The 26,785-nt window shown below is 45.6% G+C and carries 36 protein-coding genes; all 36 read left to right on the top strand.

Annotated elements, in window-relative coordinates; translation table 11 throughout:
• Positions 1 to 199 precede the first annotated feature (199 nt).
• Complete coding sequence (gene rpoB / locus MKY66_RS26695; protein WP_047841125.1) at positions 200 to 3,745, top strand: DNA-directed RNA polymerase subunit beta; 3,546 nt, start codon at positions 200 to 202, stop codon at positions 3,743 to 3,745.
• 113 nt (positions 3,746 to 3,858) lie between these two features.
• Positions 3,859 to 7,473 (top strand): DNA-directed RNA polymerase subunit beta', encoded by a 3,615-nt coding sequence (gene rpoC / locus MKY66_RS26690; protein WP_076216856.1) that lies wholly within the window; start codon positions 3,859 to 3,861, stop codon positions 7,471 to 7,473.
• A gap of 205 nt (positions 7,474 to 7,678) precedes the next feature.
• Positions 7,679 to 7,927, top strand: a complete 249-nt coding sequence (locus MKY66_RS26685) for a ribosomal L7Ae/L30e/S12e/Gadd45 family protein (protein WP_047841123.1) — start codon at positions 7,679 to 7,681, stop codon at positions 7,925 to 7,927.
• 153 nt (positions 7,928 to 8,080) lie between these two features.
• Positions 8,081 to 8,503: a 30S ribosomal protein S12 gene (rpsL, locus tag MKY66_RS26680; RefSeq protein ID WP_017692070.1), complete on the top strand. Its 423-nt coding sequence runs from the start codon at positions 8,081 to 8,083 to the stop codon at positions 8,501 to 8,503.
• Positions 8,504 to 8,590: 87 nt separating this feature from the next.
• Positions 8,591 to 9,061, top strand: a complete 471-nt coding sequence (gene rpsG / locus MKY66_RS26675; protein WP_017692071.1) for a 30S ribosomal protein S7 — start codon at positions 8,591 to 8,593, stop codon at positions 9,059 to 9,061.
• A 49-nt stretch (positions 9,062 to 9,110) separates the two neighbouring features.
• Positions 9,111 to 11,189: an elongation factor G gene (gene fusA, locus MKY66_RS26670; protein ID WP_076216857.1), complete on the top strand. Its 2,079-nt coding sequence runs from the start codon at positions 9,111 to 9,113 to the stop codon at positions 11,187 to 11,189.
• Between the two features lie 95 nt (positions 11,190 to 11,284).
• On the top strand, positions 11,285 to 12,475 hold the full coding sequence (gene tuf / locus MKY66_RS26665; protein ID WP_017692073.1) for an elongation factor Tu: 1,191 nt from the start codon (positions 11,285 to 11,287) through the stop codon (positions 12,473 to 12,475).
• Between the two features lie 436 nt (positions 12,476 to 12,911).
• The gene (rpsJ, locus tag MKY66_RS26660) at positions 12,912 to 13,220 is read left to right on the top strand and encodes a 30S ribosomal protein S10 (protein WP_017692074.1); all 309 of its coding nucleotides are present in this window, start codon (positions 12,912 to 12,914) and stop codon (positions 13,218 to 13,220) included.
• Positions 13,221 to 13,266: 46 nt separating this feature from the next.
• Positions 13,267 to 13,890 (top strand): 50S ribosomal protein L3, encoded by a 624-nt coding sequence (gene rplC, locus MKY66_RS26655; RefSeq protein WP_017692075.1) that lies wholly within the window; start codon positions 13,267 to 13,269, stop codon positions 13,888 to 13,890.
• A gap of 25 nt (positions 13,891 to 13,915) precedes the next feature.
• A complete protein-coding gene (gene rplD / locus MKY66_RS26650) occupies positions 13,916 to 14,539 on the top strand; it encodes a 50S ribosomal protein L4 (RefSeq protein WP_017692076.1) in 624 nt (207 codons plus the stop codon).
• A complete protein-coding gene (rplW, locus tag MKY66_RS26645; RefSeq protein ID WP_017692077.1) occupies positions 14,539 to 14,829 on the top strand; it encodes a 50S ribosomal protein L23 in 291 nt (96 codons plus the stop codon). The genes rplD and rplW overlap by 1 nt, the downstream gene beginning before the upstream one ends.
• Before the next feature lie 30 nt (positions 14,830 to 14,859).
• Positions 14,860 to 15,690, top strand: coding sequence for a 50S ribosomal protein L2 (rplB, locus tag MKY66_RS26640; RefSeq protein ID WP_017692078.1), 831 nt, complete (start codon positions 14,860 to 14,862; stop codon positions 15,688 to 15,690).
• Between the two features lie 71 nt (positions 15,691 to 15,761).
• A complete protein-coding gene (rpsS, locus tag MKY66_RS26635; RefSeq protein ID WP_062836183.1) occupies positions 15,762 to 16,040 on the top strand; it encodes a 30S ribosomal protein S19 in 279 nt (92 codons plus the stop codon).
• A 35-nt stretch (positions 16,041 to 16,075) separates the two neighbouring features.
• Positions 16,076 to 16,408 carry a 50S ribosomal protein L22 gene (gene rplV, locus MKY66_RS26630; protein ID WP_024633583.1) on the top strand — a complete coding sequence of 111 codons (333 nt, stop codon included), beginning with the start codon at positions 16,076 to 16,078 and terminating at the stop codon, positions 16,406 to 16,408.
• 15 nt (positions 16,409 to 16,423) lie between these two features.
• Positions 16,424 to 17,089, top strand: coding sequence for a 30S ribosomal protein S3 (gene rpsC, locus MKY66_RS26625; protein WP_076216858.1), 666 nt, complete (start codon positions 16,424 to 16,426; stop codon positions 17,087 to 17,089).
• Positions 17,090 to 17,091: 2 nt separating this feature from the next.
• Positions 17,092 to 17,526, top strand: a complete 435-nt coding sequence (gene rplP, locus MKY66_RS26620) for a 50S ribosomal protein L16 (protein ID WP_017692082.1) — start codon at positions 17,092 to 17,094, stop codon at positions 17,524 to 17,526.
• Complete coding sequence (gene rpmC / locus MKY66_RS26615; protein ID WP_017692083.1) at positions 17,516 to 17,713, top strand: 50S ribosomal protein L29; 198 nt, start codon at positions 17,516 to 17,518, stop codon at positions 17,711 to 17,713. Before rplP ends, rpmC begins: the two co-directional genes overlap by 11 nt.
• A 48-nt stretch (positions 17,714 to 17,761) precedes the next feature.
• Complete coding sequence (rpsQ, locus tag MKY66_RS26610; protein ID WP_017692084.1) at positions 17,762 to 18,028, top strand: 30S ribosomal protein S17; 267 nt, start codon at positions 17,762 to 17,764, stop codon at positions 18,026 to 18,028.
• Between the two features lie 34 nt (positions 18,029 to 18,062).
• Positions 18,063 to 18,431, top strand: a complete 369-nt coding sequence (rplN, locus tag MKY66_RS26605) for a 50S ribosomal protein L14 (RefSeq protein WP_017692085.1) — start codon at positions 18,063 to 18,065, stop codon at positions 18,429 to 18,431.
• Positions 18,432 to 18,470: 39 nt separating this feature from the next.
• Positions 18,471 to 18,824: a 50S ribosomal protein L24 gene (gene rplX / locus MKY66_RS26600; protein WP_017692086.1), complete on the top strand. Its 354-nt coding sequence runs from the start codon at positions 18,471 to 18,473 to the stop codon at positions 18,822 to 18,824.
• Positions 18,825 to 18,856: 32 nt separating this feature from the next.
• Positions 18,857 to 19,399, top strand: a complete 543-nt coding sequence (gene rplE, locus MKY66_RS26595; RefSeq protein ID WP_076216859.1) for a 50S ribosomal protein L5 — start codon at positions 18,857 to 18,859, stop codon at positions 19,397 to 19,399.
• Positions 19,400 to 19,472: 73 nt separating this feature from the next.
• Complete coding sequence (locus MKY66_RS26590; protein ID WP_013312154.1) at positions 19,473 to 19,658, top strand: type Z 30S ribosomal protein S14; 186 nt, start codon at positions 19,473 to 19,475, stop codon at positions 19,656 to 19,658.
• 32 nt (positions 19,659 to 19,690) lie between these two features.
• A complete protein-coding gene (gene rpsH / locus MKY66_RS26585; RefSeq protein WP_017692088.1) occupies positions 19,691 to 20,089 on the top strand; it encodes a 30S ribosomal protein S8 in 399 nt (132 codons plus the stop codon).
• Positions 20,090 to 20,119: 30 nt separating this feature from the next.
• Entirely contained in the window at positions 20,120 to 20,662 is a 543-nt protein-coding gene (gene rplF, locus MKY66_RS26580; RefSeq protein ID WP_017692089.1) for a 50S ribosomal protein L6, read from the top strand.
• Positions 20,663 to 20,779: 117 nt separating this feature from the next.
• The gene (gene rplR, locus MKY66_RS26575; RefSeq protein ID WP_017692090.1) at positions 20,780 to 21,148 is read left to right on the top strand and encodes a 50S ribosomal protein L18; all 369 of its coding nucleotides are present in this window, start codon (positions 20,780 to 20,782) and stop codon (positions 21,146 to 21,148) included.
• 27 nt (positions 21,149 to 21,175) lie between these two features.
• Complete coding sequence (gene rpsE, locus MKY66_RS26570; protein ID WP_017692091.1) at positions 21,176 to 21,673, top strand: 30S ribosomal protein S5; 498 nt, start codon at positions 21,176 to 21,178, stop codon at positions 21,671 to 21,673.
• A 13-nt stretch (positions 21,674 to 21,686) separates the two neighbouring features.
• Positions 21,687 to 21,872: a 50S ribosomal protein L30 gene (rpmD, locus tag MKY66_RS26565; RefSeq protein ID WP_017692092.1), complete on the top strand. Its 186-nt coding sequence runs from the start codon at positions 21,687 to 21,689 to the stop codon at positions 21,870 to 21,872.
• 43 nt (positions 21,873 to 21,915) lie between these two features.
• A complete protein-coding gene (gene rplO / locus MKY66_RS26560) occupies positions 21,916 to 22,356 on the top strand; it encodes a 50S ribosomal protein L15 (protein ID WP_017692093.1) in 441 nt (146 codons plus the stop codon).
• Positions 22,356 to 23,654, top strand: coding sequence for a preprotein translocase subunit SecY (gene secY, locus MKY66_RS26555; protein WP_076216860.1), 1,299 nt, complete (start codon positions 22,356 to 22,358; stop codon positions 23,652 to 23,654). The genes rplO and secY overlap by 1 nt, the downstream gene beginning before the upstream one ends.
• 90 nt (positions 23,655 to 23,744) lie before the next feature.
• Positions 23,745 to 24,389 carry an adenylate kinase gene (locus MKY66_RS26550; protein ID WP_036607188.1) on the top strand — a complete coding sequence of 215 codons (645 nt, stop codon included), beginning with the start codon at positions 23,745 to 23,747 and terminating at the stop codon, positions 24,387 to 24,389.
• A 3-nt stretch (positions 24,390 to 24,392) separates the two neighbouring features.
• On the top strand, positions 24,393 to 25,145 hold the full coding sequence (gene map, locus MKY66_RS26545; protein ID WP_036607191.1) for a type I methionyl aminopeptidase: 753 nt from the start codon (positions 24,393 to 24,395) through the stop codon (positions 25,143 to 25,145).
• Between the two features lie 10 nt (positions 25,146 to 25,155).
• The gene (locus tag MKY66_RS26540; protein ID WP_036607194.1) at positions 25,156 to 25,464 is read left to right on the top strand and encodes a KOW domain-containing RNA-binding protein; all 309 of its coding nucleotides are present in this window, start codon (positions 25,156 to 25,158) and stop codon (positions 25,462 to 25,464) included.
• A gap of 3 nt (positions 25,465 to 25,467) precedes the next feature.
• Positions 25,468 to 25,683, top strand: coding sequence for a translation initiation factor IF-1 (gene infA, locus MKY66_RS26535; RefSeq protein WP_017692098.1), 216 nt, complete (start codon positions 25,468 to 25,470; stop codon positions 25,681 to 25,683).
• A 152-nt stretch (positions 25,684 to 25,835) separates the two neighbouring features.
• Positions 25,836 to 25,949 (top strand): 50S ribosomal protein L36, encoded by a 114-nt coding sequence (gene rpmJ, locus MKY66_RS26530; protein ID WP_003333770.1) that lies wholly within the window; start codon positions 25,836 to 25,838, stop codon positions 25,947 to 25,949.
• A gap of 20 nt (positions 25,950 to 25,969) precedes the next feature.
• Entirely contained in the window at positions 25,970 to 26,338 is a 369-nt protein-coding gene (rpsM, locus tag MKY66_RS26525; protein WP_062329455.1) for a 30S ribosomal protein S13, read from the top strand.
• Positions 26,339 to 26,357: 19 nt separating this feature from the next.
• Positions 26,358 to 26,753 (top strand): 30S ribosomal protein S11, encoded by a 396-nt coding sequence (rpsK, locus tag MKY66_RS26520; RefSeq protein ID WP_017692100.1) that lies wholly within the window; start codon positions 26,358 to 26,360, stop codon positions 26,751 to 26,753.
• Positions 26,754 to 26,785: the final 32 nt, after the last annotated feature.

Raw genomic sequence — 26,785 nt, 5'->3', positions numbered from 1 at the left:
GGGCAAACTGGGGATAAGAATGATTTGGAAAGACATCCGCCGATCAAAGTTGCTCTTTTTTCGAACGACATTTCGAGTAAGGGCTTTTCTTTATTTGTGGATGCATTGCTTTGCTCTGTATGTGTACCATTATAAGGTTACAAACAGAGGTTCGCAACGAAATTTTTAAAGTGAGTAGACATTGAGGGGTGAGTTTAAGTTGGCAGGACATCTTGTTCAATATGGTCGACGCACTCGGCGCAGTTATGCACGAATTAACGAGATACTCGAAGTTCCGAACCTGATTGAAATCCAACAAAAATCCTATGATTGGTTTTTGGAGGAAGGGTTGCGCGAAATGTTCCAGGATATCTCGCCGATCCAGGATTTTACAGGTAACTTGATTTTGGAATTTATCGATTACAGTCTCGGTGAACCGAAGTATACAGTAGACGACGCGAAAGAGCGTGACGTTACGTATGCAGCACCGCTTCGGGTCAAAGTCCGGCTCATTAATAAGGAAACCGGCGAAGTCAAAGAGCAGGAAGTATTCATGGGAGATTTCCCGCTGATGACCAACACGGGCACATTTATTATTAATGGTGCGGAACGGGTTATTGTCAGCCAGTTGGTTCGCTCTCCTAGCGTTTACTTCAGTACCAAAGTAGATAAAAACGCCAAAAAAACGTATACCGCTACAGTTATTCCTAACCGCGGCGCTTGGTTGGAACTGGAGATGGACGCGAAGGATGTTGTTTACGTCCGGATCGACCGTACACGTAAAATACCGGTTACGGTTCTCCTGCGTTCACTTGGTTTTGGCACAGATGCTGAGATTCTGGATCTGCTCGGTAATGACGAATATATCCGCAACACACTGGACAAAGACAACACGGATTCCACGGAGAAAGCACTCATTGAGATCTATGAGCGTCTTCGTCCGGGCGAGCCGCCAACGCTGGATAATGCGAAAAGCTTGCTCGTAGCACGTTTCTTTGATCCAAAACGTTATGACCTGGCTAATGTAGGTCGTTACAAAATGAATAAAAAACTGCACATCAAAAACCGTTTGTTCAACCAGCGCTTGGCTGAGTCACTTGTTGACGCTGAGACTGGTGAAATCATTGCTGAAGCAGGTCAAATGGTTGATCGTCGTTTGTTGGATGAAATCATGCCGTATCTGGAGAAGAGCGTTGGATTCCGCACGTATCACGTGGGTAACGGCGTTTTGGATGCCAATGATATCCCTATGCAAACGATTGATGTGTTCTCACCAACTGAAGATGGTAAAGTGGTCAAACTGATTGCCAATGGAATCATTGACAAGTCCGTTAAAAACGTGACGCCGGCGGATATCATTTCGTCCATCAGTTATTTCCTTAACCTTCTGCAGGGAATTGGTAGCACGGATGATATTGACCATCTGGGTAACCGTCGTTTGCGTTCGGTGGGTGAACTCCTGCAGAATCAGTTCCGTATCGGTCTTTCCCGTATGGAGCGTGTGGTTCGTGAGAGAATGTCCATTCAGGATGCTAACGTAATTACACCACAGGCATTGATCAACATACGTCCTGTTATTGCATCCATTAAAGAGTTCTTTGGTAGCTCTCAGTTGTCACAGTTTATGGATCAAACGAACCCGCTGGGTGAGTTGACACATAAACGTCGTTTGTCCGCACTCGGACCGGGTGGTTTGACACGTGAGCGCGCAGGTATGGAAGTGCGTGACGTCCATCCATCCCACTATGGCCGTATGTGTCCAATCGAGACGCCAGAGGGACCAAACATCGGTTTGATCAACTCCTTGTCTACGTTCGCCCGTGTGAATGAATATGGCTTCATTGAAGCTCCATATCGTTGGGTTGATCCGAAGACAGGTATTGTAACCGAGCAAATTGATTACCTGACAGCTGACGAAGAGGACAACTATGTTATCGCTCAAGCGAATGCGAAGCTGAATGAAGATAGTACATTTGAAGAAGAAGCGATCATTGTACGTTATAACAAACAGTCGGATAACATCCTTACGATGCCGAGTGAGCGCGTTGACTACATGGACGTATCTCCTAAACAAGTTGTATCCGTCGCTACAGCGCTTATTCCGTTCCTTGAGAACGATGACTCCAACCGTGCGCTCATGGGATCGAACATGCAGCGGCAGGCCGTTCCACTTTTGATTCCTAAAGCACCACTTGTGGGAACAGGTATGGAACACAAAGCCGCGAAAGATTCCGGTGTATGTATTGTCTCCGATTATGACGGAATTATTGAACGATCTACTGCGAACGAGATTTGGGTTCGTCGTGTTGAAGAAGTGGACGGTCAGGAAGTTAAAGGCGATATCGTTAAATATAAATTACACAAATTTATGCGTTCGAACCAAGGAACATGCATTAACCAACGTCCGATTGTTAAAAGAGGTGCCGCTGTCAAAGCTGGCGATATCCTCGCTGATGGTCCTTCAACGGAAATGGGTGAATTGGCTCTGGGACGTAACGTTGTTGTTGCCTTCATGACTTGGGAAGGTTACAACTACGAGGATGCGATCTTGCTCAGTGAAAAACTCGTTAAGGAAGATGTATACACATCCATCCATATCGAGGAGTATGAGTCAGAAGCACGTGATACCAAGCTCGGACCTGAAGAGATCACACGTGACATCCCTAACGTTGGGGAAGAAGCGTTGCGTAACTTGGATGAGCGCGGTATTATCCGCATCGGTGCTGAGATCAGTGCTGGCGACATTCTGGTTGGCAAAGTAACACCTAAGGGTGTAACAGAGCTGACAGCAGAAGAACGTCTCTTGCATGCGATCTTTGGTGAGAAAGCACGTGAAGTACGTGATACTTCCTTGCGTGTACCACATGGTACTGACGGTATCGTAGTAGACGTGAAAGTATTTACCCGTGAAAACGGTGATGAGCTGCCTCCAGGTGTTAACCAACTCGTTCGTGTATATATCGCTCAAAAACGGAAAATTTCCGAGGGTGATAAAATGGCCGGACGTCACGGTAACAAAGGGGTCGTGGCCCGCATCTTGCCGGAAGAAGATATGCCTTTCCTGCCAGACGGTACACCGGTTCAGATCGTTCTTAACCCACTGGGCGTACCTTCCCGGATGAATATCGGTCAAGTACTCGAGGTTCACTTGGGTATGGCCGCGATGCAACTGGGTATTCACGTAGCAACTCCTGTATTCGACGGAGCGAAGGAGTATGACGTCTTCGATACGATGGAAGAAGCAGGTATGCAACGTAATGGTAAAACTGTCCTGTATGATGGTCGTACAGGTGAAGAGTTTGAACGTGAAGTTACCGTAGGTGTCATGCACATGATCAAATTGGCACATATGGTTGATGATAAAATCCATGCCCGTTCCACAGGTCCTTACTCACTTGTTACGCAACAGCCATTGGGTGGTAAAGCCCAATTTGGTGGACAGCGTTTCGGGGAGATGGAAGTATGGGCGCTTGAGGCATACGGTGCAGCTTATACACTGCAAGAAATCTTGACTGTTAAATCCGATGACGTTGTTGGTCGGGTTAAAACGTATGAATCCATTGTCAAAGGTGAGAATGTTCCGGAACCAGGCGTTCCTGAATCATTCAAAGTATTGATCAAAGAGCTGCAAAGCTTGGGTATGGATGTTAAGATTTTGAGCGAAGATGAGCAAGAGATTGAAATGAGAGAAATGGACGATGAAGATGACGCTGCGAGCGATAAGCTCAGCCTCAACCTTGAGGGTACAGAGGTCGGAGCGGAATAAACCGCTTCGAGCGCATGATGACCGGCGTTTTTCATCAGGCTCGCGTCTTGCTCCGGCTTCGGCCGGAGTGGACGTAACCTAGATTACAGGAATTGGTTAAGGAGGGTTGCTCCTTGTTGGACGTCAACAATTTCGAATACATGAAGATCGGGCTTGCTTCCCCAGAGAAAATTCGTTCTTGGTCCCGCGGAGAAGTGAAAAAACCGGAAACGATCAACTATCGTACGTTGAAACCGGAAAAAGAAGGGCTATTCTGCGAAAAGATTTTTGGCCCTACAAAAGACTGGGAATGTCATTGCGGTAAATACAAACGCGTCCGTTATAAAGGCGTTGTCTGTGATCGTTGTGGCGTTGAAGTAACACGTGCGAAAGTACGCCGCGAACGGATGGGTCATATTGAGCTCGCTGCTCCGGTATCGCATATCTGGTACTTCAAAGGTATTCCGAGCCGTATGGGTCTTGCTCTGGATATGTCTCCAAGATCTCTTGAAGAGATTATTTATTTTGCATCATATGTTGTAACTGATCCAGGAGAAACTCCACTGGAGAAAAAACAACTGTTGTCCGAGAAAGAATACCGCAGCTACCGTGAAAAATACGGCTATGGTTTCCATGCTGGCATGGGCGCAGAAGCAGTTAAAAAATTGCTTCAAGACCTTGACATAGACAAAGAGCTCGAGTTCCTGAAAGAAGAGCTCCGGACTGCGCAAGGACAACGTCGTAATCGTGCAATCAAACGTCTGGAAGTTATCGAAGCATTCCGCAACTCCGGCAATAAGCCAGAGTGGATGATCATGGATGTACTTCCTGTTATCCCGCCGGAACTTCGTCCAATGGTACAGTTGGATGGTGGACGTTTTGCAACGTCTGACCTGAATGACTTGTATCGCCGTGTAATCAACCGGAACAACCGTCTGAAACGTCTGCTTGATCTGGGCGCGCCAGATATTATCGTGCAAAATGAAAAACGGATGTTGCAGGAAGCTGTTGACGCATTGATCGATAATGGCCGTCGTGGACGCCCGGTAACGGGTCCTGGTAACCGTCCATTGAAATCTCTCAGTCACATGCTGAAAGGTAAACAAGGACGTTTCCGTCAAAACTTGCTCGGTAAACGGGTTGACTATTCTGGTCGTTCCGTTATCGTTGTTGGACCTTACCTGAAAATGTATCAGTGTGGTCTGCCAAAAGATATGGCACTTGAATTGTTCAAGCCTTTTGTTATGAAAGAGCTTGTAAATAAAGGGCTTGCCCACAACATCAAGAGCGCGAAACGTAAAGTTGAGCGTGTAAGTCCTGAAGTATGGGATGTTCTTGAAGAAGTAATCAAGGAGCATCCGGTTCTGTTGAACCGCGCCCCTACGCTTCACAGACTCGGTATTCAAGCATTTGAACCGATTCTCGTTGAAGGTAAAGCAATTCGTCTTCACCCGCTCGTATGTACGGCATACAATGCCGACTTTGACGGTGACCAAATGGCCGTGCACGTTCCGCTGTCCGCTGAAGCTCAAGCGGAAGCACGTATCCTGATGCTTGCATCTGGTAACATTTTGAACCCGAAAGACGGTAAACCGGTTGTTACTCCTTCCCAGGATATGGTGCTTGGTTCTTACTACCTCACTATGGACAACAAGGAAGAAAAGGGCACAGGTATGATCTTGCGTACAGTTAACGAAGCTGTATCGGCATACCAACGTGGTACTGCTGGTCTGCATGCGCGTGTGGCTATTCCGGTTAAGGCGCTTGGTAAAACAAGCTTCACGGAAGAGCAGCAAGAAGGAATGTTGCTGACAACTATCGGTAAAATTATCTTCAATGAAATTTTCCCGGCAAGCTTCCCGTATATCAATGATGCGACTCGTGCTAACCTGTACCAAGGTACTGCAGATCACTCATTTGTATATGAAAAAGGTGCTGATCTCAGAGAAGCTATTATGAATGCTCCTCTGGCTGGCGGTGTCGGTAAAGAATACCTCGGCTCCATCATTGCACGTTGTTTTGAAATTTATCACACAACGGAAACAGCCGTTATTTTGGATAAAATCAAACAACTTGGATTCACATACTCTACACGTGCCGGTATTACGGTTGCGGTATCTGATGTTATCGTTCCGCCTGAGAAGTTTGAAATTCTTAGACAATCTGAGGAAAAAGCACAAATCGTTACGAATCAGTACCGTCGTGGTCTGATTACGAATGAAGAGCGCTATGACCGTATCATTGACATCTGGTCAAAATCCAAGGATGACATCACTGAGATTCTGATGAAGTCCATGGATCGTTACAACTCGATCATGATGATGGTAGACTCCAAAGCACGGGGTAACAAATCGCAAATCACCCAATTGGGCGGTATGCGTGGTCTGATGGCCAACCCATCCGGTCGAATTATCGAACTCCCAATCAAATCGAACTTCCGTGAAGGTCTGACGGTACTCGAGTACTTTATCTCCACTCACGGAGCGCGTAAAGGTTTGGCGGATACAGCCCTGCGTACAGCCGATTCAGGTTACCTGACTCGTCGTCTCGTAGATGTAGCCCAAGACGTAATCGTGCGTGATGATGATTGTGGTACAGATAAAGGCTTTACGGTAAGTCGTATCCAGGATGGTAAAGAGGTTATCGAAGATCTCTACGATCGTATTGAAGGCAGATACTGCTTCGAGACAGTTCGTCATCCGGAAACGAAAGAAATCATTGTAGGTCGCAATGAATTGATTGACTCCGATAAAGCAGAAGCGATCATCAAAGCAGGTATTACTAAATTGCAAATCCGCTCCGTCCTCAGCTGCCGTGCAAGTCATGGTGTCTGCAAGAAGTGTTATGGTCGCAACCTCGCGACTGGTAAACACGTGGAGATTGGTGAAGCAGTTGGTATTATTGCAGCACAGTCCATTGGTGAGCCGGGAACACAGCTTACAATGCGTACATTCCACACCGGTGGTGTAGCCGGAGACGATATTACGCAAGGTTTGCCGCGTATCCAAGAGTTGTTTGAAGCTCGTAATCCTAAGGGTCAAGCAACGATCAGTGAGATTGATGGTGTAGTTAAAGAGATTCGCGAAGCGAAAGATCGTCGTGAAATCGAAATTCAAGGTGAGGCGGAATCCAAAGTTTACTCCGTTACCTACGGTTCCCGTGTGCGCGTAAGCGAAGGCGCGGAAGTTGAAGCGGGTGACGAGTTGACAGACGGTTCCATTGATCCAAAAGAGATGTTACGGATTAAAGGCATACGTGGTGTACAAAACTACATTCTGCAGGAAGTACAACGCGTATATCGTAACCAAGGCGTAGAAATTAACGATAAGCACGTTGAAGTTATGATCCGTCAAATGCTGCGTAAAATCCGCATCGTAGATGCAGGAGATACAACGCTGTTGCCGGGATCGTTCGTGGATATGCATGAGTACGAAAGAGCTAACAAAATTGCGATTCTTAGTGATAAAGAGCCAGCGGTTGCTAAACCAATCTTGCTCGGTATTACGAAAGCGTCCCTGGAAACAGACTCCTTCCTCTCGGCGGCTTCGTTCCAAGAAACTACACGTGTACTGACAGACGCAGCGATCAAAGGTAAAGTCGATCAGTTGCTCGGTCTGAAGGAAAATGTAATCATCGGTAAATTGATCCCTGCTGGTACAGGTATGCACCGTTACCGCAGCATCAAATTTGCTGAGCCAGAAGATGGCCAATCTTCAGTAGAAGAACTTGAGCCAGTTTCGGTAGATTAAATAGAATCCTCCTCATTTAGAGGGGAATGAAGGTTTTGTACGTCAGGAGGCGGACGCTTGTACAATGAAGGCGGACGAATCCTGATGTGCGTAAACTTTTAAAAAATGTTTTAGGATTAGCATTGACAATGCTTGCGCTAGATGCTAATATATCAAAGGTGCGTGGGCAGCTGATTGTACATGGTTCCATTCGGAGGAATGCACAATGTCTAATGAAAAAGCCTTGCAAGATGCTCATGTCAAAATAGGTACCAAACAGACCATGCGGATGGTGCAGACAGGTATGGCTTCTGAAGTCTATGTCGCAGAAGATAGTGATCCGCAGCTCACTTCCAAAATCATTGCTTTGTGTGAACAACACAATGTGAAGTACACGAAAGTGGATACAATGAAAAATCTCGGCAAAGCTTGCGGGATTGGAGTGGGAGCAGCTATGGCTGCTGTCGTAAAATGATAGTGTAAGGAACGTTTTTGTCCGAGAACTTTTAGGGATTCTCTAAGGCAAAAACTTTTCATTTGTCTTTTTATGAACCGCCTGGGTCTGTGGACTTAGCGAAAAGAGGTTTATAAAGAAACATGAATATTTGAGGAAGGGGGTGGCAATCACATGCCAACTATTAATCAACTGGTTCGTAAAGGACGTCAAGCAAAAGTTGAGAAGTCAAAATCTCCAGCTTTGCAAAAAGGATTCAACGCTTTGAAACGTGAATCTACTAACATCAGTGCCCCACAAAAACGTGGTGTCTGCACTCGTGTAGGTACAATGACTCCACGTAAACCAAACTCTGCACTTCGTAAGTATGCCCGTGTTCGTTTGACGAACCGTCTCGAGGTTACTGCTTATATCCCGGGAATCGGACATAACCTTCAAGAGCACAGTGTGGTATTGATCCGCGGAGGTAAAGTTAAAGACCTTGCAGGAGTTCGTTATCACATCGTTCGTGGAGCTCTCGATACTGCAGGCGTAAACAACCGTATGCAAGCTCGTTCGAAATACGGTGCTAAACGTCCAAAAGCTAAAAAAGCCTAAACTATTATAAACAGAGAACCTGAAAGCCTTCTGGCTTAGGTCTGGAAGGTACAGGGTCTGCTGAACAAGAAAGAAAGGGGGATATCCATGCCACGCAAAGGTCCAGTTACGAAAAGAGACGTGTTGCCTGATCCATTGTACAATAGCAAGTTGGTTACTCGTTTAATCAACCGCATCATGATCGGCGGAAAACGCGGTGTTGCTCAAAGCATTCTGTATAATGCGTTCAAGTTGATTCAAGAACGTACGGGTAATGACCCTATGGAAGTATTTGAAGCAGCAATCAAGAACATCATGCCAGTCCTGGAAGTTAAAGCTCGCCGTGTCGGCGGTGCCAACTACCAAGTACCAATCGAGGTGAAACCAGAGAGACGTACTGCTCTGGGATTACGTTGGCTCGTGAACTACTCCCGCAATCGCGGTGAGAAAACAATGGAAGAGCGTTTGGCGGCTGAGATCATCGACGCTTCCAACAACACAGGCGCTTCCGTTAAAAAACGTGAAGATACGCACAAAATGGCTGAAGCGAACAAAGCGTTTGCTCACTACCGTTGGTAGGATTCAGTTCACAATAAAAAAACTTCAATTTTGAAGGGAGACCCATTTCATGGCTAGAGAGTTCTCCTTGAAAAATACACGTAATATCGGGATCATGGCTCATATTGATGCGGGTAAAACCACGACAACTGAGCGGATCCTGTTTTACACAGGACGTACGCACAAAATCGGTGAAGTACACGAAGGCGCTGCGACAATGGACTGGATGGAACAGGAACAGGAGCGCGGAATTACGATTACTTCCGCTGCAACTACCGCTGCTTGGAAAGGCCACCGCGTTAATATTATTGATACCCCGGGACACGTTGACTTCACTGTTGAAGTTGAACGTTCCCTTCGTGTATTGGACGGAGCAGTTGGTGTATTCAGTGCGAAAGAAGGCGTTGAGCCTCAGTCCGAAACCGTATGGAGACAGGCTGACAAGTACGGCGTACCTCGTATCGCATATGTAAATAAAATGGATATCATCGGTGCTGACTTCCTGAACGTTGTATCTGACATGCGTGATCGCCTTCAAGCGAACGCAGTTGCGATTCAACTTCCGATCGGCGCTGAAAATGATTTCACTGGTATCATCGATATCGTTGCACAAAGAGCTCATATGTACAAAGATGACCTTGGTCAAGATATCGAAGAAACCGACATTCCTGCAGAATTTGCGGATCAAGTTGAAGAACTTCGCAACGAGTTGATTGAGCGCGTTGCTGAACTGGATGAAGATTTGACAATGAAATACCTGGAAGGCGAAGAAATCACAATTGATGAGATCAAAGCCGTACTCCGTAAAGGTGTTGTAGATGTTAAGATCTTCCCGGTTATCTGTGGATCCTCGTATCGTAACAAAGGTGTTCAACTGATGTTGGATGCTGTTATCGATTACTTGCCAGCTCCAACAGATGTTCCTTCGATCACTGGACATCTTGAAGATGGAACTGAAGCAGTCCGTCAGTCATCCGATGAAGAGCCTTTCTCCGCATTGGCATTCAAAATCATGACAGACCCTTACGTTGGTAAATTGACATTCTTCCGCGTATACTCTGGTGTTCTTCAATCCGGATCATATGTATTGAATGCCACTAAAAACAAACGTGAGCGTATCGGTCGTATCCTTCAAATGCATGCGAACAGCCGTCAAGAAATCACTGTAGTTTACTCCGGTGATATTGCAGCTGCCGTAGGTTTGAAAGATACGGGTACAGGTGATACACTATGTGATGAGAAAAATCCGGTTATCCTGGAGTCAATGAACTTCCCTGATCCGGTTATCGAAATCGCCGTTGAACCTAAAACCAAAGCTGACCAAGATAAAATGGGTGTTGCTCTCGGTAAGTTGACTGAAGAGGATCCAACTCTTCGTGCTCATACTGACGAAGAAACAGGTCAAACAATCTTGGCAGGTATGGGTGAGCTTCACCTTGATATCATCATCGACCGTATGCGTCGTGAGTTCAAGGTTGAAACTACTGTGGGTAAACCACAAGTAGCTTACCGTGAAACATTCCGTGCTCCAGCGCGCGTTGAAGGTAAATTCGTACGTCAATCCGGTGGTCGTGGTCAATACGGTCACGTATGGGTTGAATTCGAACCTCTCGAGCCGGGTACAGGCAGCCAGTTCGAAAGTAAGGTTGTCGGTGGTTCCGTACCAAGAGAATACATTCAACCTGCACTGTCAGGGATTGAAGAGCAAATGAAAAACGGCGTTATTGCAGGCTTCCCGCTTGTTGACGTTAAGGCTACAATCGTAGACGGATCTTACCATGATGTCGATTCCAATGAGATGGCATTTAAAATTGCCGGATCTATGGCGCTTAAAGCGGCTAAAGACAAGTGTAAACCAGTTCTGCTTGAGCCTATCATGAAAGTAGAAGTAACTGTTCCAGAAGAGTACATGGGTGACGTAATGGGTATGTTGAACTCCCGTCGTGGCCGCATCGAAGGTATGGATTCCCGTAGTGGAGCTCAAATCATCCGTGCTAAGGTACCTCTGTCTGAAATGTTTGGTTACTCTACAACTCTTCGTTCCGGTACTCAAGGACGCGGCGTATTCTCCATGGAACTCTCTCACTATGAAGAAGTTCCTAAGAGCATCGCTGAAGAAATCGTTGCCAAAACAAAAGGCACCGAGTAGTTTTCTCACACTGGATGCAAGTGCATAAGAATTCAATTCGGAGCACTTCATTCAGTGAAAACATAAAATTATAATTTTAAGGAGGCCACGTTCAAATGGCAAAGGCTAAATACGAACGTAATAAACCCCACGTTAACATCGGTACTATTGGTCACGTCGATCACGGTAAAACAACTCTGACTGCTGCAATCACAACTGTATTGTCCAAAACTTACGGTGGTGCTGCAATTGCATTCGACCAAATCGACAAAGCTCCAGAAGAGCGCGAACGCGGTATCACAATCTCCACATCACACGTTGAGTACGAAACTGACACTCGTCACTACGCTCACGTTGACTGCCCAGGTCACGCCGACTATGTTAAAAACATGATCACTGGCGCGGCTCAAATGGATGGAGCTATCTTGGTAGTATCCGCAGCAGACGGCCCAATGCCACAAACTCGTGAGCACATCTTGCTCTCCCGTCAAGTAGGCGTACCTTACATTGTTGTATTCTTGAACAAATGTGACATGGTTGAAGACGAAGAGTTGTTGGAATTGGTTGAGATGGAAGTTCGCGACCTTCTTAACGAATATGAGTTCCCAGGTGACGATACTCCAATCACTCGTGGATCCGCTCGTGAAGCTCTGGCAAACCCAGATGGCGAATGGGCTCAAAAAATTGTTGAGATGTTCAAAGAGATCGACACTTACATCCCACTGCCTGAGCGTCAAACTGACAAGCCTTTCTTGATGCCTGTCGAGGACGTATTCTCCATCACTGGTCGTGGTACTGTTGCTACTGGCCGTGTAGAGCGTGGTACTGTTAAAGTCGGCGAAGAGATCGAAATCGTTGGTATCACTGAAGAAACTAAAAAATCCGTTGTAACAGGCGTTGAGATGTTCCGTAAATTGTTGGATTCCGCTCAAGCGGGTGACAACATCGGTGCATTGTTGCGTGGTGTTGACCGTACTCAAATCGAGCGTGGTCAAGTACTTGCAAAACCAGGTTCTGTTAAGCCACACACAGAATTCACAGCTCAAATCTACGTTCTGACTAAAGAAGAGGGCGGACGTCACAAACCATTCTTCACTGGTTACCGTCCACAGTTCTACTTCCGTACAACTGACGTAACAGGCATCATCAACTTGCCTGAAGGTACTGAAATGGTAATGCCTGGTGATAACATCACTGTTACTGTTTCCCTGATCTCTCCAATCGCGATTGAAGAAGGAACTAAATTCTCCATTCGTGAAGGCGGACGTACAGTAGGTGCCGGTTCCGTAGCATCTATCCAAAAATAATTCGGCTTAACGCTGAATAAAGCATATGTAACAGTGTACTGGAACGAGTAACATTGTATTGTAACGAAGCTTCGGAAGAGTTCTTTATCCGACATCGGATAGAGAACTCTTTTATTATGTTTAAAGTTCGGAACCTGCGTCATACAAAATGAACATCATTTACGAGTTTAGAAGGATTGGCAAGGCAGCCTGGATATTGAAGATTAACACTGCAATAAACGAAGTCATTTCATCAGAAAAGATAAGTTTAAATGTTTTTCTTAAATATGCTTGCAATACGCCTATCTTTTCTATATAATAATGAATGTTGTTCTGTGACGTTGCGATGATGTGAGAGGTTACTGGCACACCCGGCCCCTTTGCCATGGGAGAGTGGCTAGAAAATTTTCACGGAGTATGTCCGATAAAAAATTGGGCGATAGAAGGAGGGACTAAAATGGCAAAGCAAAAAATTCGTATTCGTTTGAAAGCTTACGACCACAGAATTCTTGATCAATCCGCGGAGAAAATTGTTGAAACAGCAAAACGTTCGGGTGCTGGTGTATCCGGTCCGATTCCGCTTCCTACTGAAAAACAAATCATTACTATTCTTCGTGCGGTGCACAAGTACAAGGATTCTCGGGAACAATTCGAACAACGTACACATAAACGTTTGATCGACATCGTTAACCCGACTCCACAAACTGTGGATGCCTTGATGCGCTTGGATCTGCCGTCCGGTGTAGATATCGAAATTAAATTGTAATACAAGCTACAACAAAGACCATGTATAAAGGAAAAGAGGTGTCAACATGAAAGCAATCTTAGGAAAAAAACTCGGAATGACTCAAGTATTTACTCCTGAAGGTAACGTTGTTCCAGTAACGGTTATCGAAGCAGGCCCTTGTGTTGTTTTGCAAAAGAAAGACATTGAGAACGATGGCTACGAAGCAATTCAAATCGGTTACTCCGATAAGAAAGAGAAAAATGCTAACAAGCCAGAAGCAGGTCACGCTAAAAAAGCGAACACTGCCCCTAAGCGCTACGTTCGTGAAGTTCGCGGTATCAACATCGCAGAATATGAAGTTGGCCAAGAACTGAAAGCTGACATTTTCGCTGAAGGCGAATTCGTTGACGTAACGGGTATTTCTAAAGGTAAAGGTTTTGCCGGCGTTATCAAACGTTGGGGACAAAGCACTGGACCTATGTCACACGGTTCGCGTTACCACCGTGGCCCTGGTTCAATGGGTTCGATCCAAGCTAACCGCGTTCCTAAAGGCAAACGCCTGCCAGGACACATGGGACATGATACTATTACAATTCAACGTCTTGAAGTAGTTAAAGTAGACGCTGAGCGTAACGTGTTGCTCGTGAAAGGTTCCATTCCTGGACCGAAAAACAGTCTCATCAGAGTTAAAGAAACGGTGAAAAAATAACCACTGAAGAAAGGAGGAACACAAAATGCCAAAAGTATCAGTTTACAATGTAGATGGTAGCCAAGTAGGCGAAGTTGAATTGAACGATGCGGTTTTCGGAATTGAGCCGAACCAACACGTTCTGTACGATGCAGTTCTTATGCAACGCGCTTCCCTTCGTCAAGGTACCCACAAAGTAAAAGGACGTTCTGAAGTTCGTGGCGGTGGACGTAAGCCTTGGAAACAAAAAGGTACAGGTCGCGCTCGTCAAGGTTCAATTCGTTCACCACAATGGAAAGGCGGCGGTATCGTATTTGGTCCAACACCACGGAGCTATGCGTATAAACTGCCTAAGAAAGTTCGCCGCTTGGCGATCAAATCAGCCCTTTCATCCAAAGTGCTTGACAATGACATTATCGTTTTGGACGCTCTTACGTTGAGTACGCCTAAAACTAAAGAATTTGCAGCCATCTTGAGTAACCTCAAAGTGGGACGTAAAGCTTTGATCGTAGCTCCTAGCTATGATGATAATGTAGCTCTTTCCGCACGGAATATTCCAGGCGTGAAATTCGTAGCTGCTGACGGTATTAATGTTCTTGACGTGCTCTCGCACGACAAATTGATCATTACGAAAGAAGCAGTTCAGAAGGTAGAGGAGGTGCTCGCGTAATGAAGGATCCTCGTGATATTGTAAAACGTCCGATTATTACGGAACGTACTGCTGACATGATGAACGACTTGAAATATGTATTTGAAGTCGATATCCGTGCAAACAAAACCGAGATCAAAAAGGCAGTAGAAGCTATTTTCAATGTAAAAGTGAAAAACGTGAACACGCTTCGTGTTCCAGCTAAGCCGAAACGGTACGGACGTTATTCCGGATATACTAGCGAATGGAAAAAAGCGTTTGTAACGCTGACAAAAGACAGCAAAACGCTTGAGTTCTTTGAAACTGTATAATTGAATTTTTGAAGTAAGGAGGGAAACCCAGTGCCAATCAAAAAGTATAAACCAACATCCCCGGCAAGACGGAACATGTCCGTTTCTACATTTGAGGAAATCACCACAAATCAGCCGGAGAAATCGTTGTTGGCCCCGTTGAGCAAACAAGCAGGCCGCAACAACCAAGGTAAAATTACAGTTCGTCACCATGGTGGTGGACACAAACGTAAATACCGTATCATTGACTTCAAACGTACTAAAGATGGAATACCGGGCCGCGTTGCTACGATTGAGTATGACCCGAACCGTACATCCAACATCGCTTTGATTCACTATGCTGATGGTGAGAAACGTTACATCATCGCTCCTAAAGGTTTGAAAGTTGGAGATCAAGTATTCTCCGGACCTGAATCAGACATCAAAATCGGTAACGCACTGCCACTCGAAAACATTCCAGTAGGTACCGTTATCCACAACATCGAGTTGAAACCAGGTAAAGGCGGACAATTGGTTCGTGCTGCTGGTACAGAAGCTCAATTGCTTGGTAAAGAAGAAAAATACGTTTCCGTTCGTCTCTCTTCCGGAGAAGTTCGTCGTATTTTGAAAGTTTGCCGCGCGACAATCGGATCTGTTGGTAACCAAGACCACGAGCTCATCAAAATCGGTAAAGCCGGTCGTAGCCGTTGGTTGGGTAAACGTCCTGAGGTTCGTGGTGTAGTAATGAACCCTAACGATCACCCACACGGTGGTGGTGAAGGTCGTGCTCCAATCGGACGTAAATCGCCAATGTCACCATGGGGTAAACCTACTCTTGGTTACAAAACGCGTAAGAAAAATAAAGCTTCTGATAAATACATCATTCGCCGCCGCACGAAGTAATACACACTGTGCATAACTTCGTGAGGCATCTGCGGATGCATAATAGCTACGTTTGAAGGGAGGATCTCCACATGGGTCGCAGTTTGAAAAAAGGGCCATTCATTGATGGCTACATGCTCAAAAAGGTAGAAGAGATGGAAGCTTCAGGCAAGAAGAACGTAATCAAAACCTGGTCCCGTCGTTCTACAATTTTCCCACAATTCATCGGTCACACATTTGGCGTTTACGACGGTCGTAAACACGTGCCAGTGTATGTAACTGAGGACATGGTCGGACACAAACTGGGTGAGTTCGCTCCAACCCGTACGTACAAAGGCCATACTGATGATGATAAGAAAACAAGAAGATAAATGAACATCTTTAATGTTTGAGAGGAGGTTACACAATGGAAGCAAAAGCACATGCTAAGTTTATCCGGATTGCTCCTCGTAAAGTTCAACTCGTTGTTGACTTGATTCGCGGCAAGCAAGTAGGTGAGGCGGTTGCCATTCTCCGTCACACTCCGAAATCCGCTTCTCCAATCGTTGAGAAGTTGCTTAACTCCGCTATTGCGAATGCGGAACATAACTATTCTTTGGATGTTAACAACTTGGTTATCTCGCAAGCTTACGTGAACCAAGGACCGACAATGAAACGTTTCCGCCCTCGTGCAATGGGACGTGCAAGTCGTATTAACAAACGTACTAGCCACATTACTTTGGTGGTATCTGAGAAGTAGAAGGAGGGGAAATGTGTGGGCCAAAAGGTAAATCCAGTCGGACTCCGTGTCGGAATTATCCGTGACTGGGAATCTAAGTGGTATGCAGGCAAAGACTTCGGTGATCTTTTGATGGAAGACGTGAGAATTCGTGAATTCCTGAAAAATAAATTGAAAGACTCCGCTCTATCTCGTGTAGAAATTGAGAGAGCGGCTAACCGCGTAAACGTAACGATTCACACTGCTAAACCAGGTATGGTTATTGGTAAGGGTGGTTCGGAAGTTGAAAATCTTCGTAACCAAATTACGAAAATTGCTGGCGGTAAAAAAGTACACATCAACATTTCTGAAATTAAGAACCAGGACTTGGATGCTGTTCTTGTAGCTGAAAGCATTGCACAACAATTGGAACGTCGCGTTTCTTTCCGTCGTGCTCTGAAACAAGCAATTCAAAGAACTATGCGCTCCGGTGCTAAAGGTATCAAAACTCAAGTAGGCGGACGTCTTGGCGGTGCTGAGATCGCACGTTCTGAAGGCTACAGCGAAGGAACTGTTCCACTGCACACACTGCGTGCTGACATTGACTATGGTACTGCAGAGGCTCATACTACTTACGGACGTATCGGCGTAAAAGTATGGATCTATCGTGGAGAGGTTCTTCCTACGGCTAAGAAACAAGCTGCTAAGGAAGGAGGCAACTAATCATGTTGGTACCAAAACGTGTAAAACACCGTAAGCAACAACGTGGACATATGAAAGGCCAAGCTAAAGGCGGAACGACTCTGAACTTTGGCGAATACGGTCTGCAAGCTACGGAACCGGCTTGGATTACGAACCGTCAGATCGAAGCGGCTCGTATTGCGATGACTCGTTACATCAAACGTGGTGGTAAAGTTTGGATCAAAATTTTCCCAGACAAACCAATCACTCAAAAGCCTCTCGAGGTTCGGATGGGTAGCGGTAAAGGTAACGTAGAAAAATGGGTTGCAGTAGTGAAACCAGGTAAGATCATGTTTGAACTTGCTGGTGTACCGGAGGAAATTGCACGCGAAGCAATGCGTCTTGCCGCTCACAAACTGCCAATCAAAACGAAGTTCGTGAAACGTGAAGAATTGGGTGGTGAAGCAAATGAAAGCTAGTGAATTTCGCAACCTAACCTCTGCTGAAATTGAGCAAAAGATTGCCGGATTTAAAGAAGAACTCTTTAACCTCCGCTTTCAATTAGCTACCGGTCAGCTGGATAACCCGACTCGCATCCGTGATGTGCGGAAAGAAATAGCTCGTGCTAAAACCATTATCCGTGAGAGAGAATTGGGAATCGGTTAATTAGGGATAGGATGGACAATCCGTCCGTAATCAGGAAGGAGGCCAACAATGAGCGAAGAACGTAACGCACGTAAAGTGCAAACTGGTAAAGTGGTCAGCGATAAAATGGACAAAACAATTGTTGTTGCTGTAGAAACTTACAAAAAACACAACTTGTACCATAAACGCATTAAGGTTACTAAAAAATTCAAAGCACATGACGAAGAAAACACTGCGAAAATCGGTGACACGGTGAAAATCATGGAGACTCGTCCGCTTTCGAAAGATAAACGCTGGAGACTTACTGAAATCGTAGAAAAAGCGGTTATCATCTAATGCTCAGCAGCACTGCTGAAAGGAGGAATACTAAATGATTCAACCATTTACACGTTTGACTGTGGCTGACAACTCCGGTGCGAAGGAACTGATGTGTATCCGCGTACTCGGCGGTACGGGACGTCGTACAGCTCAAATCGGTGATCTGATCGTTTGTTCTGTTAAACAAGCAACACCAGGCGGCGTTGTCAAAAAAGGTGATGTAGTTAGAGCGGTTGTCGTACGTACGAAACGTTCTGTACGTCGTAAAGACGGTTCCTACATCGGTTTTGATGAAAATGCAGCGGTTGTTGTAAAAGACGACAGAAGCCCACGTGGAACACGTATTTTCGGACCAGTTGCTCGCGAACTTCGCGATAAAGACTTCATGAAAATCGTTTCCTTGGCTCCAGAAGTTATCTAAAGCTTAATCTCGTGATGTTAGAAACAGGAGGTGTACGAAATGCCAAGAGTGAAAAAAGTTCTGGAATCCCATAACAACAAACTTCACGTTAAAAAGGAAGATACGGTTATGGTGATCAGCGGTAAAGACAAAGGTAAAAAAGGCCGTGTCATCGCTGCTTATCCTCGTGAGAACCGCGTCCTTGTGGAAGGTGTTAACATGGTGAAAAAACACCAGAAGCCTAACCAGCAAAATCCGCAAGGCGGCATTATCGAGAAGGAAGCTCCGATTCACGTTTCCAACGTAATGCACATCGATCCGAAGAGCGGAAAAGTAACCCGTGTAGGTTACAAAGTTTTGGATAACGGTAAGAAAGTGCGCGTTGCTAAACGTTCCGGAGAAATTATCGACTAATTGAACCGAATGAGAAAGGAGGGCTATGATTCATGGCATCAAGAATGAAAGAACGTTACCTGCAAGAAATCGCTCCTGCTTTGATGCAGAAGTTTAACTATACAACGGTAATGCAAGTGCCGAAAATCGAGAAAATCGTTATCAACATGGGTGTGGGCGACGCTGTCCAAAACTCTAAAGTGTTGGATTCCGCAGTAAGCGATTTGCAACTGATCGCAGGTCAAAAACCTGTAATCACTCGTGCTAAAAAATCTATCGCAGGTTTCAAACTGCGTGAGAATATGCCTATCGGTGTGAAAGTAACATTACGCGGTGAGCGTATGTACTACTTCCTAGATAAATTGCTCAACGTAACGCTTCCTCGTGTCCGCGACTTCCGCGGTGTATCGAGTAAAGCTTTCGATGGACGTGGTAACTACACACTGGGTCTGAAAGAGCAACTGATCTTCCCAGAGATCGAGTATGATAAAGTTGATAAAGTCCGCGGTATGGATATTGTCATCGTAACAACGGCGAAAACAGACGAAGAGTCCCGCGAATTGCTCACGCAAATGGGAATGCCTTTCGTTAAGTAATGTTGGCATAACGTTTCCGGGTGTCTGGAAAGACTCCCTTTTCTCCGAAATTATTTAGGAGGTGTCAGGCTAAGTGGCAAAAACTTCGATGAAAGTTAAACAACAACGTACACCTAAGTTTAAAGTACGTGCATATACACGCTGTGAGCGTTGCGGACGTCCACATTCGGTCCTGCAAAAGTTCAAAATTTGCAGAATTTGTTTCCGTGAATTAGCTTATAAAGGCCAGATCCCTGGCGTGAAAAAAGCAAGCTGGTAAAAAGTCCTGAACGGGAAGGAGGTTAACTCACAATGACTATGTCTGATCCAATTGCAGATATGCTTACTCGTATTCGTAACGCGAACACTGTTCGTCACGAAACGGTAGAAATGCCTGCTTCGACAATGAAAAAACAAATCGCCGATATCCTGAAGCGTGAAGGTTTCATCCGTGACGCTGAAGTTATCGATGATAACAAACAAGGGATTATCCGTGTTTTCCTGAAATACGGTCAAAATAACGAGCGCGTTATCACTGGTCTGAAAAGAATCAGTAAACCTGGTCTTCGTGTTTACACGAAAAGTAACGAAGTACCTCGTGTACTTGGTGGCCTGGGAATCGCGATCATCTCGACATCTAAAGGTATCATGACGGACAAAGAAGCTCGTCAATCGAAATCCGGCGGAGAAGTCGTTTGCTACGTTTGGTAATATAACGTCACAAGATAGGAGGTGCAACATATGTCTCGTATTGGTCGCAAACCAATCACAGTACCAAGTGGTGTAGACATCACCCTGGACAACACCGTTATTACGGTAAAAGGACCTAAAGGAACTTTGACTCGTGAGCTTCATAAAGACATGAAGGTTACAGTTGAAAATAACGAAATCACAGTTGTGCGTCCTTCCGATAACAAAACTCACCGTTCTTTGCACGGCACAACGCGTAGCGTTGTAAACAATATGGTGAGCGGCGTTACTGAAGGATTCGCGAAATCTCTGGAATTGGTTGGGGTCGGATATCGTGCAAGCAAATCCGGAGATAAAATCGTTCTGAACGTTGGTTACTCTCACCCGGTTGAAATTACACCGGAAGCGGGAATTGAATTCGAAGTACCTTCGAATACAAAAATCATCGTTCGCGGAATTGACAAAGAGCGTGTAGGTGCTTACGCTGCTAAAATCCGTTCCGTACGTGAACCTGAGCCATACAAAGGTAAAGGTATTAAATATGAAGGCGAGCGTATCATCCGTAAGGAAGGTAAAGCCGGTAAGAAGAAATAAGATTTCTCTTACCGCCTTTGCGCGGCTTTCGGCTTGCTTGCTTCGTGTGTTTCTAATATACCCCGTGGCTTCTGCTTTGAAGCCAGCGAGGTAACCTGAAAGGAGTGAATCTTTGAGATGATTACGAAACCAGATAAAAATAAGGCTCGTCTGAAAAGACACCTTCGTGTTCGTAAGAAAATCCAAGGAACGGCAGCACGTCCTCGTTTGAACGTATTCCGTTCTGGTAAACATATGTATGCTCAAATCATCGATGATGTTGCTGGTGTAACAATCGCTTCCGCGTCTACCGTAGACAAAGAATTGAGCACTGACATCAAAAATGGTGCATCTGTTGAATCAGCTCGTAAAGTTGGCGAACTCGTTGCTAAACGTGCTAAAGACAAGGGTGTTTCCAACATCGTATTTGACCGTAGCGGTTATCTGTACCATGGTCGTATCGCAGCATTGGCTGAAGCGGCTCGTGAAGCAGGACTTGAGTTTTAAGATATTTTTCAAAAGGAGGTTAACGACTTGCGTGTAGATCCGAATACTTTGGAACTGACTGAAAGAGTTGTAAATATTAATCGCGTAGCTAAAGTAGTAAAAGGCGGACGCCGTTTCAGCTTTAGCGCACTGGTTGTAGTCGGCGACGGCAACGGCTGGGTTGGAGCTGGTATCGGTAAAGCGGGCGAAGTACCTGATGCAATTCGCAAAGGTATTGAAGATGCTAAGAAAAACCTTGTACACGTTCCACTCGTAGGAACATCGATTCCTCACTTGGTAACAGGTAAGTTCGGCGCAGGACGCGTGCTGTTGAAACCAGCATCTGAAGGTACTGGTGTTATCGCTGGTGGTCCTGTACGTGCGGTTCTCGAACTTGCTGGTGTAGGTGACATTTTGACAAAATCTCTGGGTTCTTCGAATTCCATGAACATGGTCAATGCGACTTTGGAAGGTTTGTCCCGTTTGAAGCGTGCTGAAGACGTGGCTAAACTGCGCGGAAAATCCGTCGAAGAGCTTCTGGGTTAAGGAGGGAATTCTCATGGCTAAATTAGAAATTACCCTCGTCCGCAGCTTGATCGGACGTCCGGAGACGCAAAGAACAACTGTGAAAACATTGGGTTTGCGCAAAATCAATAGCAAAGTGGTACAAAACGATAATCCTGCCATTCGTGGTATGATTAACAAAGTAAGCCACTTGGTTGCTGTTAAAGAAGTAGAAGCTTAATAACGGGTTAATCCCACAAATCTTTAAGGAGGTGCAACGAACGATGAAGTTACATGAGCTTTCACCATCTCCTGGATCCCGCAAAGAACGTAAACGTCTTGGTCGCGGTCCAAGTAGTGGTACAGGTAAAACATCAGGTCGCGGTCACAAAGGACAAAATTCTCGTTCTGGCGGTGGAGTTCGTCCAGGCTTCGAAGGTGGACAAAATCCATTGTATCGTCGCTTGCCAAAACGTGGTTTTGTAAACCCAACTCGCAAAGAATATGCAGTTGTGAATACTGAAGACCTGAACAGTTTTGCTGCGGGTACTGAAGTAACTCCAGAATTCTTGATGACGAATGGCGTAGTTAAAAACGCTAAATCCGGAATCAAAATCCTGGGTAACGGTGATGTCACTGTGAAGCTGACTGTTAAAGCTAACAAGTTTTCTCAATCTGCTATTGAGAAAATTGAAGCTGCCGGCGGTACAACTGAGGTGATTTAATGTTCAAGACCCTAAAGAATATCTGGCGGGTTGAGGATCTGCGCAAAAGGGTATTATTTACCCTTTTTGTACTGATCATTTACCGCATCGGCTCCTTTGTCCCCGTGCCGGGAGTTAACAAAGATGTGTTCGAAGCGACAAATTCTGCGGGTAAAGAAGTTTTTGGACTTCTCAATACGTTCTCGGGTGGAGCGCTCTTCCAGTTCTCGATATTTGCGCTCGGGATCGTACCTTACATCACTGCGTCTATCATAGTACAGTTGCTTTCCATGGACGTTATTCCTAAATTAGCGGAGTGGGCAAAGCAAGGTGAACAAGGTAAGAAGAAATCTGCACAGTTGACCCGTTATTTAACCATCGGGCTGGCATTGATTCAAGCGTTTGGTACGTCGATCGGATTCAACCGCTTGTACAATACAGAGATGGTGCCTAACGCTACATTTGCAGATTATATCTTGATCGCGATTGTACTTACGGCTGGTACTTCATTCCTGATGTGGCTTGGTGAGCAGATCACCGAGAAGGGCATAGGAAACGGAATTTCGATCTTGATCTTTGCGGGTATCCTATCTACGGTACCTAACATTATCAAACAAACGGTCGAATCTGACTTCATTCAACCTGACCAACTGTTTATGAATATTCTTAAAGGTGTTATCATCGCAATTGTTATTGTGTTGATCATCATAGGGGTCATTTACATTCAGCAGGCGATTCGGAAGATTCCGGTACAGTACGCTAAACGTGTCGTAGGTAACAAAATGTACGGTGGACAGAATACACATATCCCGCTGAAAATTAATGCAGCAGGTGTTATCCCTGTCATCTTTGCTTCATCGCTGTTGATGTTCCCAACGATCATCGCCAACTTCTGGGCAGATCGCCTCTGGGCACAGTGGATCGGACAGAACCTGACTACACACAAACCTCTGGGTATGTTGCTGTATGTCGTGATGATCTTCGGTTTCACATTCTTCTATACTTTCGTACAGATGAATCCACAGCAGATGGCTGATAATATGAAAAAGAACGGCGGTTACATCCCAGGCATTCGCCCGGGTAAAGCAACCGAGAAATATCTGACCCGTGTCATGACTCGTTTGACAATGGCCGGAGCCATTTTCTTGGCAGTCATTTCCGTTCTGCCTGTATTCTTAGGGGCACTTTCTGGTTTGCCTCAATCTGCGCAAATTGGAGGAACATCCCTCCTGATCGTTATCGGTGTTGCGCTGGATACGATGAAGCAAATCGAAAGCCAATTGATCAAACGCCACTACAAAGGTTTTATCAATAAATAGGCAATAGGTACCGGTCGAGTGAAGATTTACTTGCCGGCACCTATTGTGCTGTTTGTTGATGTAGGGTAGTCTTGGAGGGAGTGACATAACGTGAACATCCTATTCATGGGCCCTCCGGGGGCAGGAAAAGGAACGCAAGCAGACGTCATCGTGAAAGAGTTCGGTATTCCCCATATTTCAACAGGCGATGCATTTCGTCTCGCGATCAAACAGGGAACTCCCATTGGCATGAAAGCCAAGGAATATATGGATCAAGGATTGCTTGTACCAGATGATGTAACCATTGGCATCGTTGAAGAACGTTTGCAGCAGCCTGACTGCAGAGAAGGTTTTCTCTTGGACGGATTTCCAAGAACCCTTTCCCAAGCAGAAGCGCTCGATGGCATTCTGGATAGATTGAACTCAGGTCTCGATCATGTAATCAACCTGAAAGTGGATCGCAACAAATTGCTGGCTCGTTTGACGGGTCGTCGAATTTGTAAAAACTGTGGTTCCACTTATCATGTGGTATTCAATCCGCCTAAGCAGGAAGGTATTTGTGATAAATGCGCTGGTGAGTTGTATCAACGCTCTGATGATAATGAAGAGAGTGTAGGTACACGACTGGACGAGTATATCAACAAAACAGCACCACTCCTCACGTTCTATGAGACTAAAGGTCTTCTTCGTCAAATGAACGGAGAACAGGATATCGATCAAGTTTCTCAAGAAATCGTGTCCTTACTGAGAGGTTAATTGATGATCATTGGTAAGTCCGAAACGGAACTGGGCTTGATGAGGGAAGCAGGGAGAATTGTTGCGGAAACGCATCGTCTCTTGGCAGAGCATATCGCTCCCGGTATTACGACTGGAGAACTTGACCATATGGCTGATCAATATATCCGCAGTCAAGGAGCTGTGCCGTCTTTCAAAGGTTATAACGGTTTCCCTGCCAGTGTGTGCGCTTCAGTCAATGAAGAGTTGGTACATGGATTTCCCGGCAAACGCAAGTTGAACGAGGGCGATATCGTTACGTTTGACATTGGCGCGCAGTACCAGGGGTATCATGGAGATTCCGCCTGGACTTATCCGGTCGGCCGTATTTCCGAAGAAGCCCGTCGTCTTCTGGACGTTACCGAGGCTTCGTTATACGCAGGTCTGGCGCTGGTAAAACCGGACGTTCGCTTGTTTACAATATCTCATGCGATTCAGAAATATATTGAAGATGAAGGGTTCTCCGTAGTTCGTGAATATGTCGGTCACGGCATAGGCGCAGATCTGCACGAAGAACCACAGATTCCGAACTATGGTCTTCCCGATCGGGGACCACGGCTTAAAGCGGGCATGGTGCTGGCCATAGAGCCGATGGTTAACGTAGGTAGACGGTATGTGAAAACGTTGGAAGATAACTGGACTGTCGTCACGGTTGATGGTAAGTTATGTGCCCACTTTGAACACACCGTAGCAGTTACACCAGATGGTATGGAAATTTTCACGAAACTGAATGCGTAGGTGATGAGGCATGAACAGTCAGTCTAATCCGCAGCTCGGTCAACTTGTGAAGATCCGTAAAGGCCGCAATGCGGACCAAGCCGCAGTAATTGTTGCTATAGCGGACGGTAAGTTCGTATATATTGCGGATGGAGACAAACGTAAGTTTGATCAACCAAAGAAGAAGAATCTTCTTCATCTTGAACTCCAGCCCATGATTAGCAGCGAGGTTGTGAACAGTTTAAACGAGAGTGGTCGGGTGACAAATGGAAAGCTCCGTTACGCGGTTCATTCATTTCTGGAATCCACCAACATTCAAGCTGAAGAGAAAGGAGACTGACTAATGGCTAAGGAAGATGTCATTGAAGTGGAAGGTACGGTTCTCGAACCGCTACCGAATGCAACATTCAAGGTTGAGCTTGAGAACGGTCATCAAATTCTCGCTCACGTTTCCGGAAAACTGCGGATGCACTTTATCCGTATCCTGACTGGAGACAAAGTAGTTGTTCAGTTGTCGCCTTATGATTTAACAAAAGGTCGCATAACTTACCGTAAATAGTAGTAGACAGTTGCAATGAACTGTGAAGCTTATGTAGCGGGTTTTGCCCGGCAAAACTTGCGAAAGCTTCGAAGCCGGTTTTACAATAGTAGAACAAGGTCAATGCTTACGAAGAGGGTTTTGCTTAGCAAAACTTTGAGGAGGTAATTCACATGAAGGTAAGACCTTCGGTCAAGCCGATTTGCGAAAAATGCAAAGTCATTCGCCGCAAAGGGAATGTTATGGTTATCTGTGAAAATCCGAAACACAAACAAAAACAAGGTTAAAGAAGGGGGTGTAGCGTAAAATGGCACGTATAGCTGGTGTGGATTTGCCACGTGATAAGCGCGTTGAGATCGCCTTGACTTATATTTTCGGAATCGGTAAAACGACTTCCCAGAAAATTCTGAGCACAACAGGCATCAATCCGGACACTCGTGTTCGTGATTTGACGGAAGATGAAGTCAGCAAATTGCGTGAAAGTATCGATAAAGAGGTCAAAGTAGAAGGTGACCTGCGTCGAGAAATCTCTTTGAATATTAAACGTTTGACGGAGATCGGTTGTTACCGTGGAGTTCGTCATCGTCGTGGTCTGCCTGTTCGTGGACAACGTACGAAAACGAATGCTCGTACTCGTAAAGGTCCTCGTCGTACAGTAGCGAACAAGAAGAAATAATAAGGGGGGATAAGAGAAAATGGCTAAACCGAAAAAAGTCGTACGTACTAAACGTCGTGACCGTAAGAATATTGAATCTGGCGTGGCGCATATCCGTTCCACTTTCAATAACACTATCGTTACTATTACGGATCCTCACGGAAACGCAATTTCGTGGGCAAGCTCCGGCGGCCTCGGATTCAGAGGTTCCCGTAAATCGACTCCGTTTGCTGCACAAATGGCTGCTGAGACTGCTGCCAAAGCTGCAATGGAACATGGGATGAAAGCCGTTGAGGTTATGGTTAAAGGACCAGGCGCAGGCCGTGAAGCAGCGATCCGCTCTTTGCAAGCTGCTGGTCTTGAAGTTAACCTGATCAAAGACGTAACTCCAGTCCCGCATAACGGATGCCGTCCTCCAAAACGTCGTCGTGTCTAATGAGATTTGCCCCTGCATGTGGTATATTTCCG

The organism is Paenibacillus sp. FSL R5-0766 (assembly GCF_037971845.1).
Classification (GTDB): domain Bacteria; phylum Bacillota; class Bacilli; order Paenibacillales; family Paenibacillaceae; genus Paenibacillus.
This window is presented reverse-complemented; position numbering and strand designations above follow the sequence as displayed.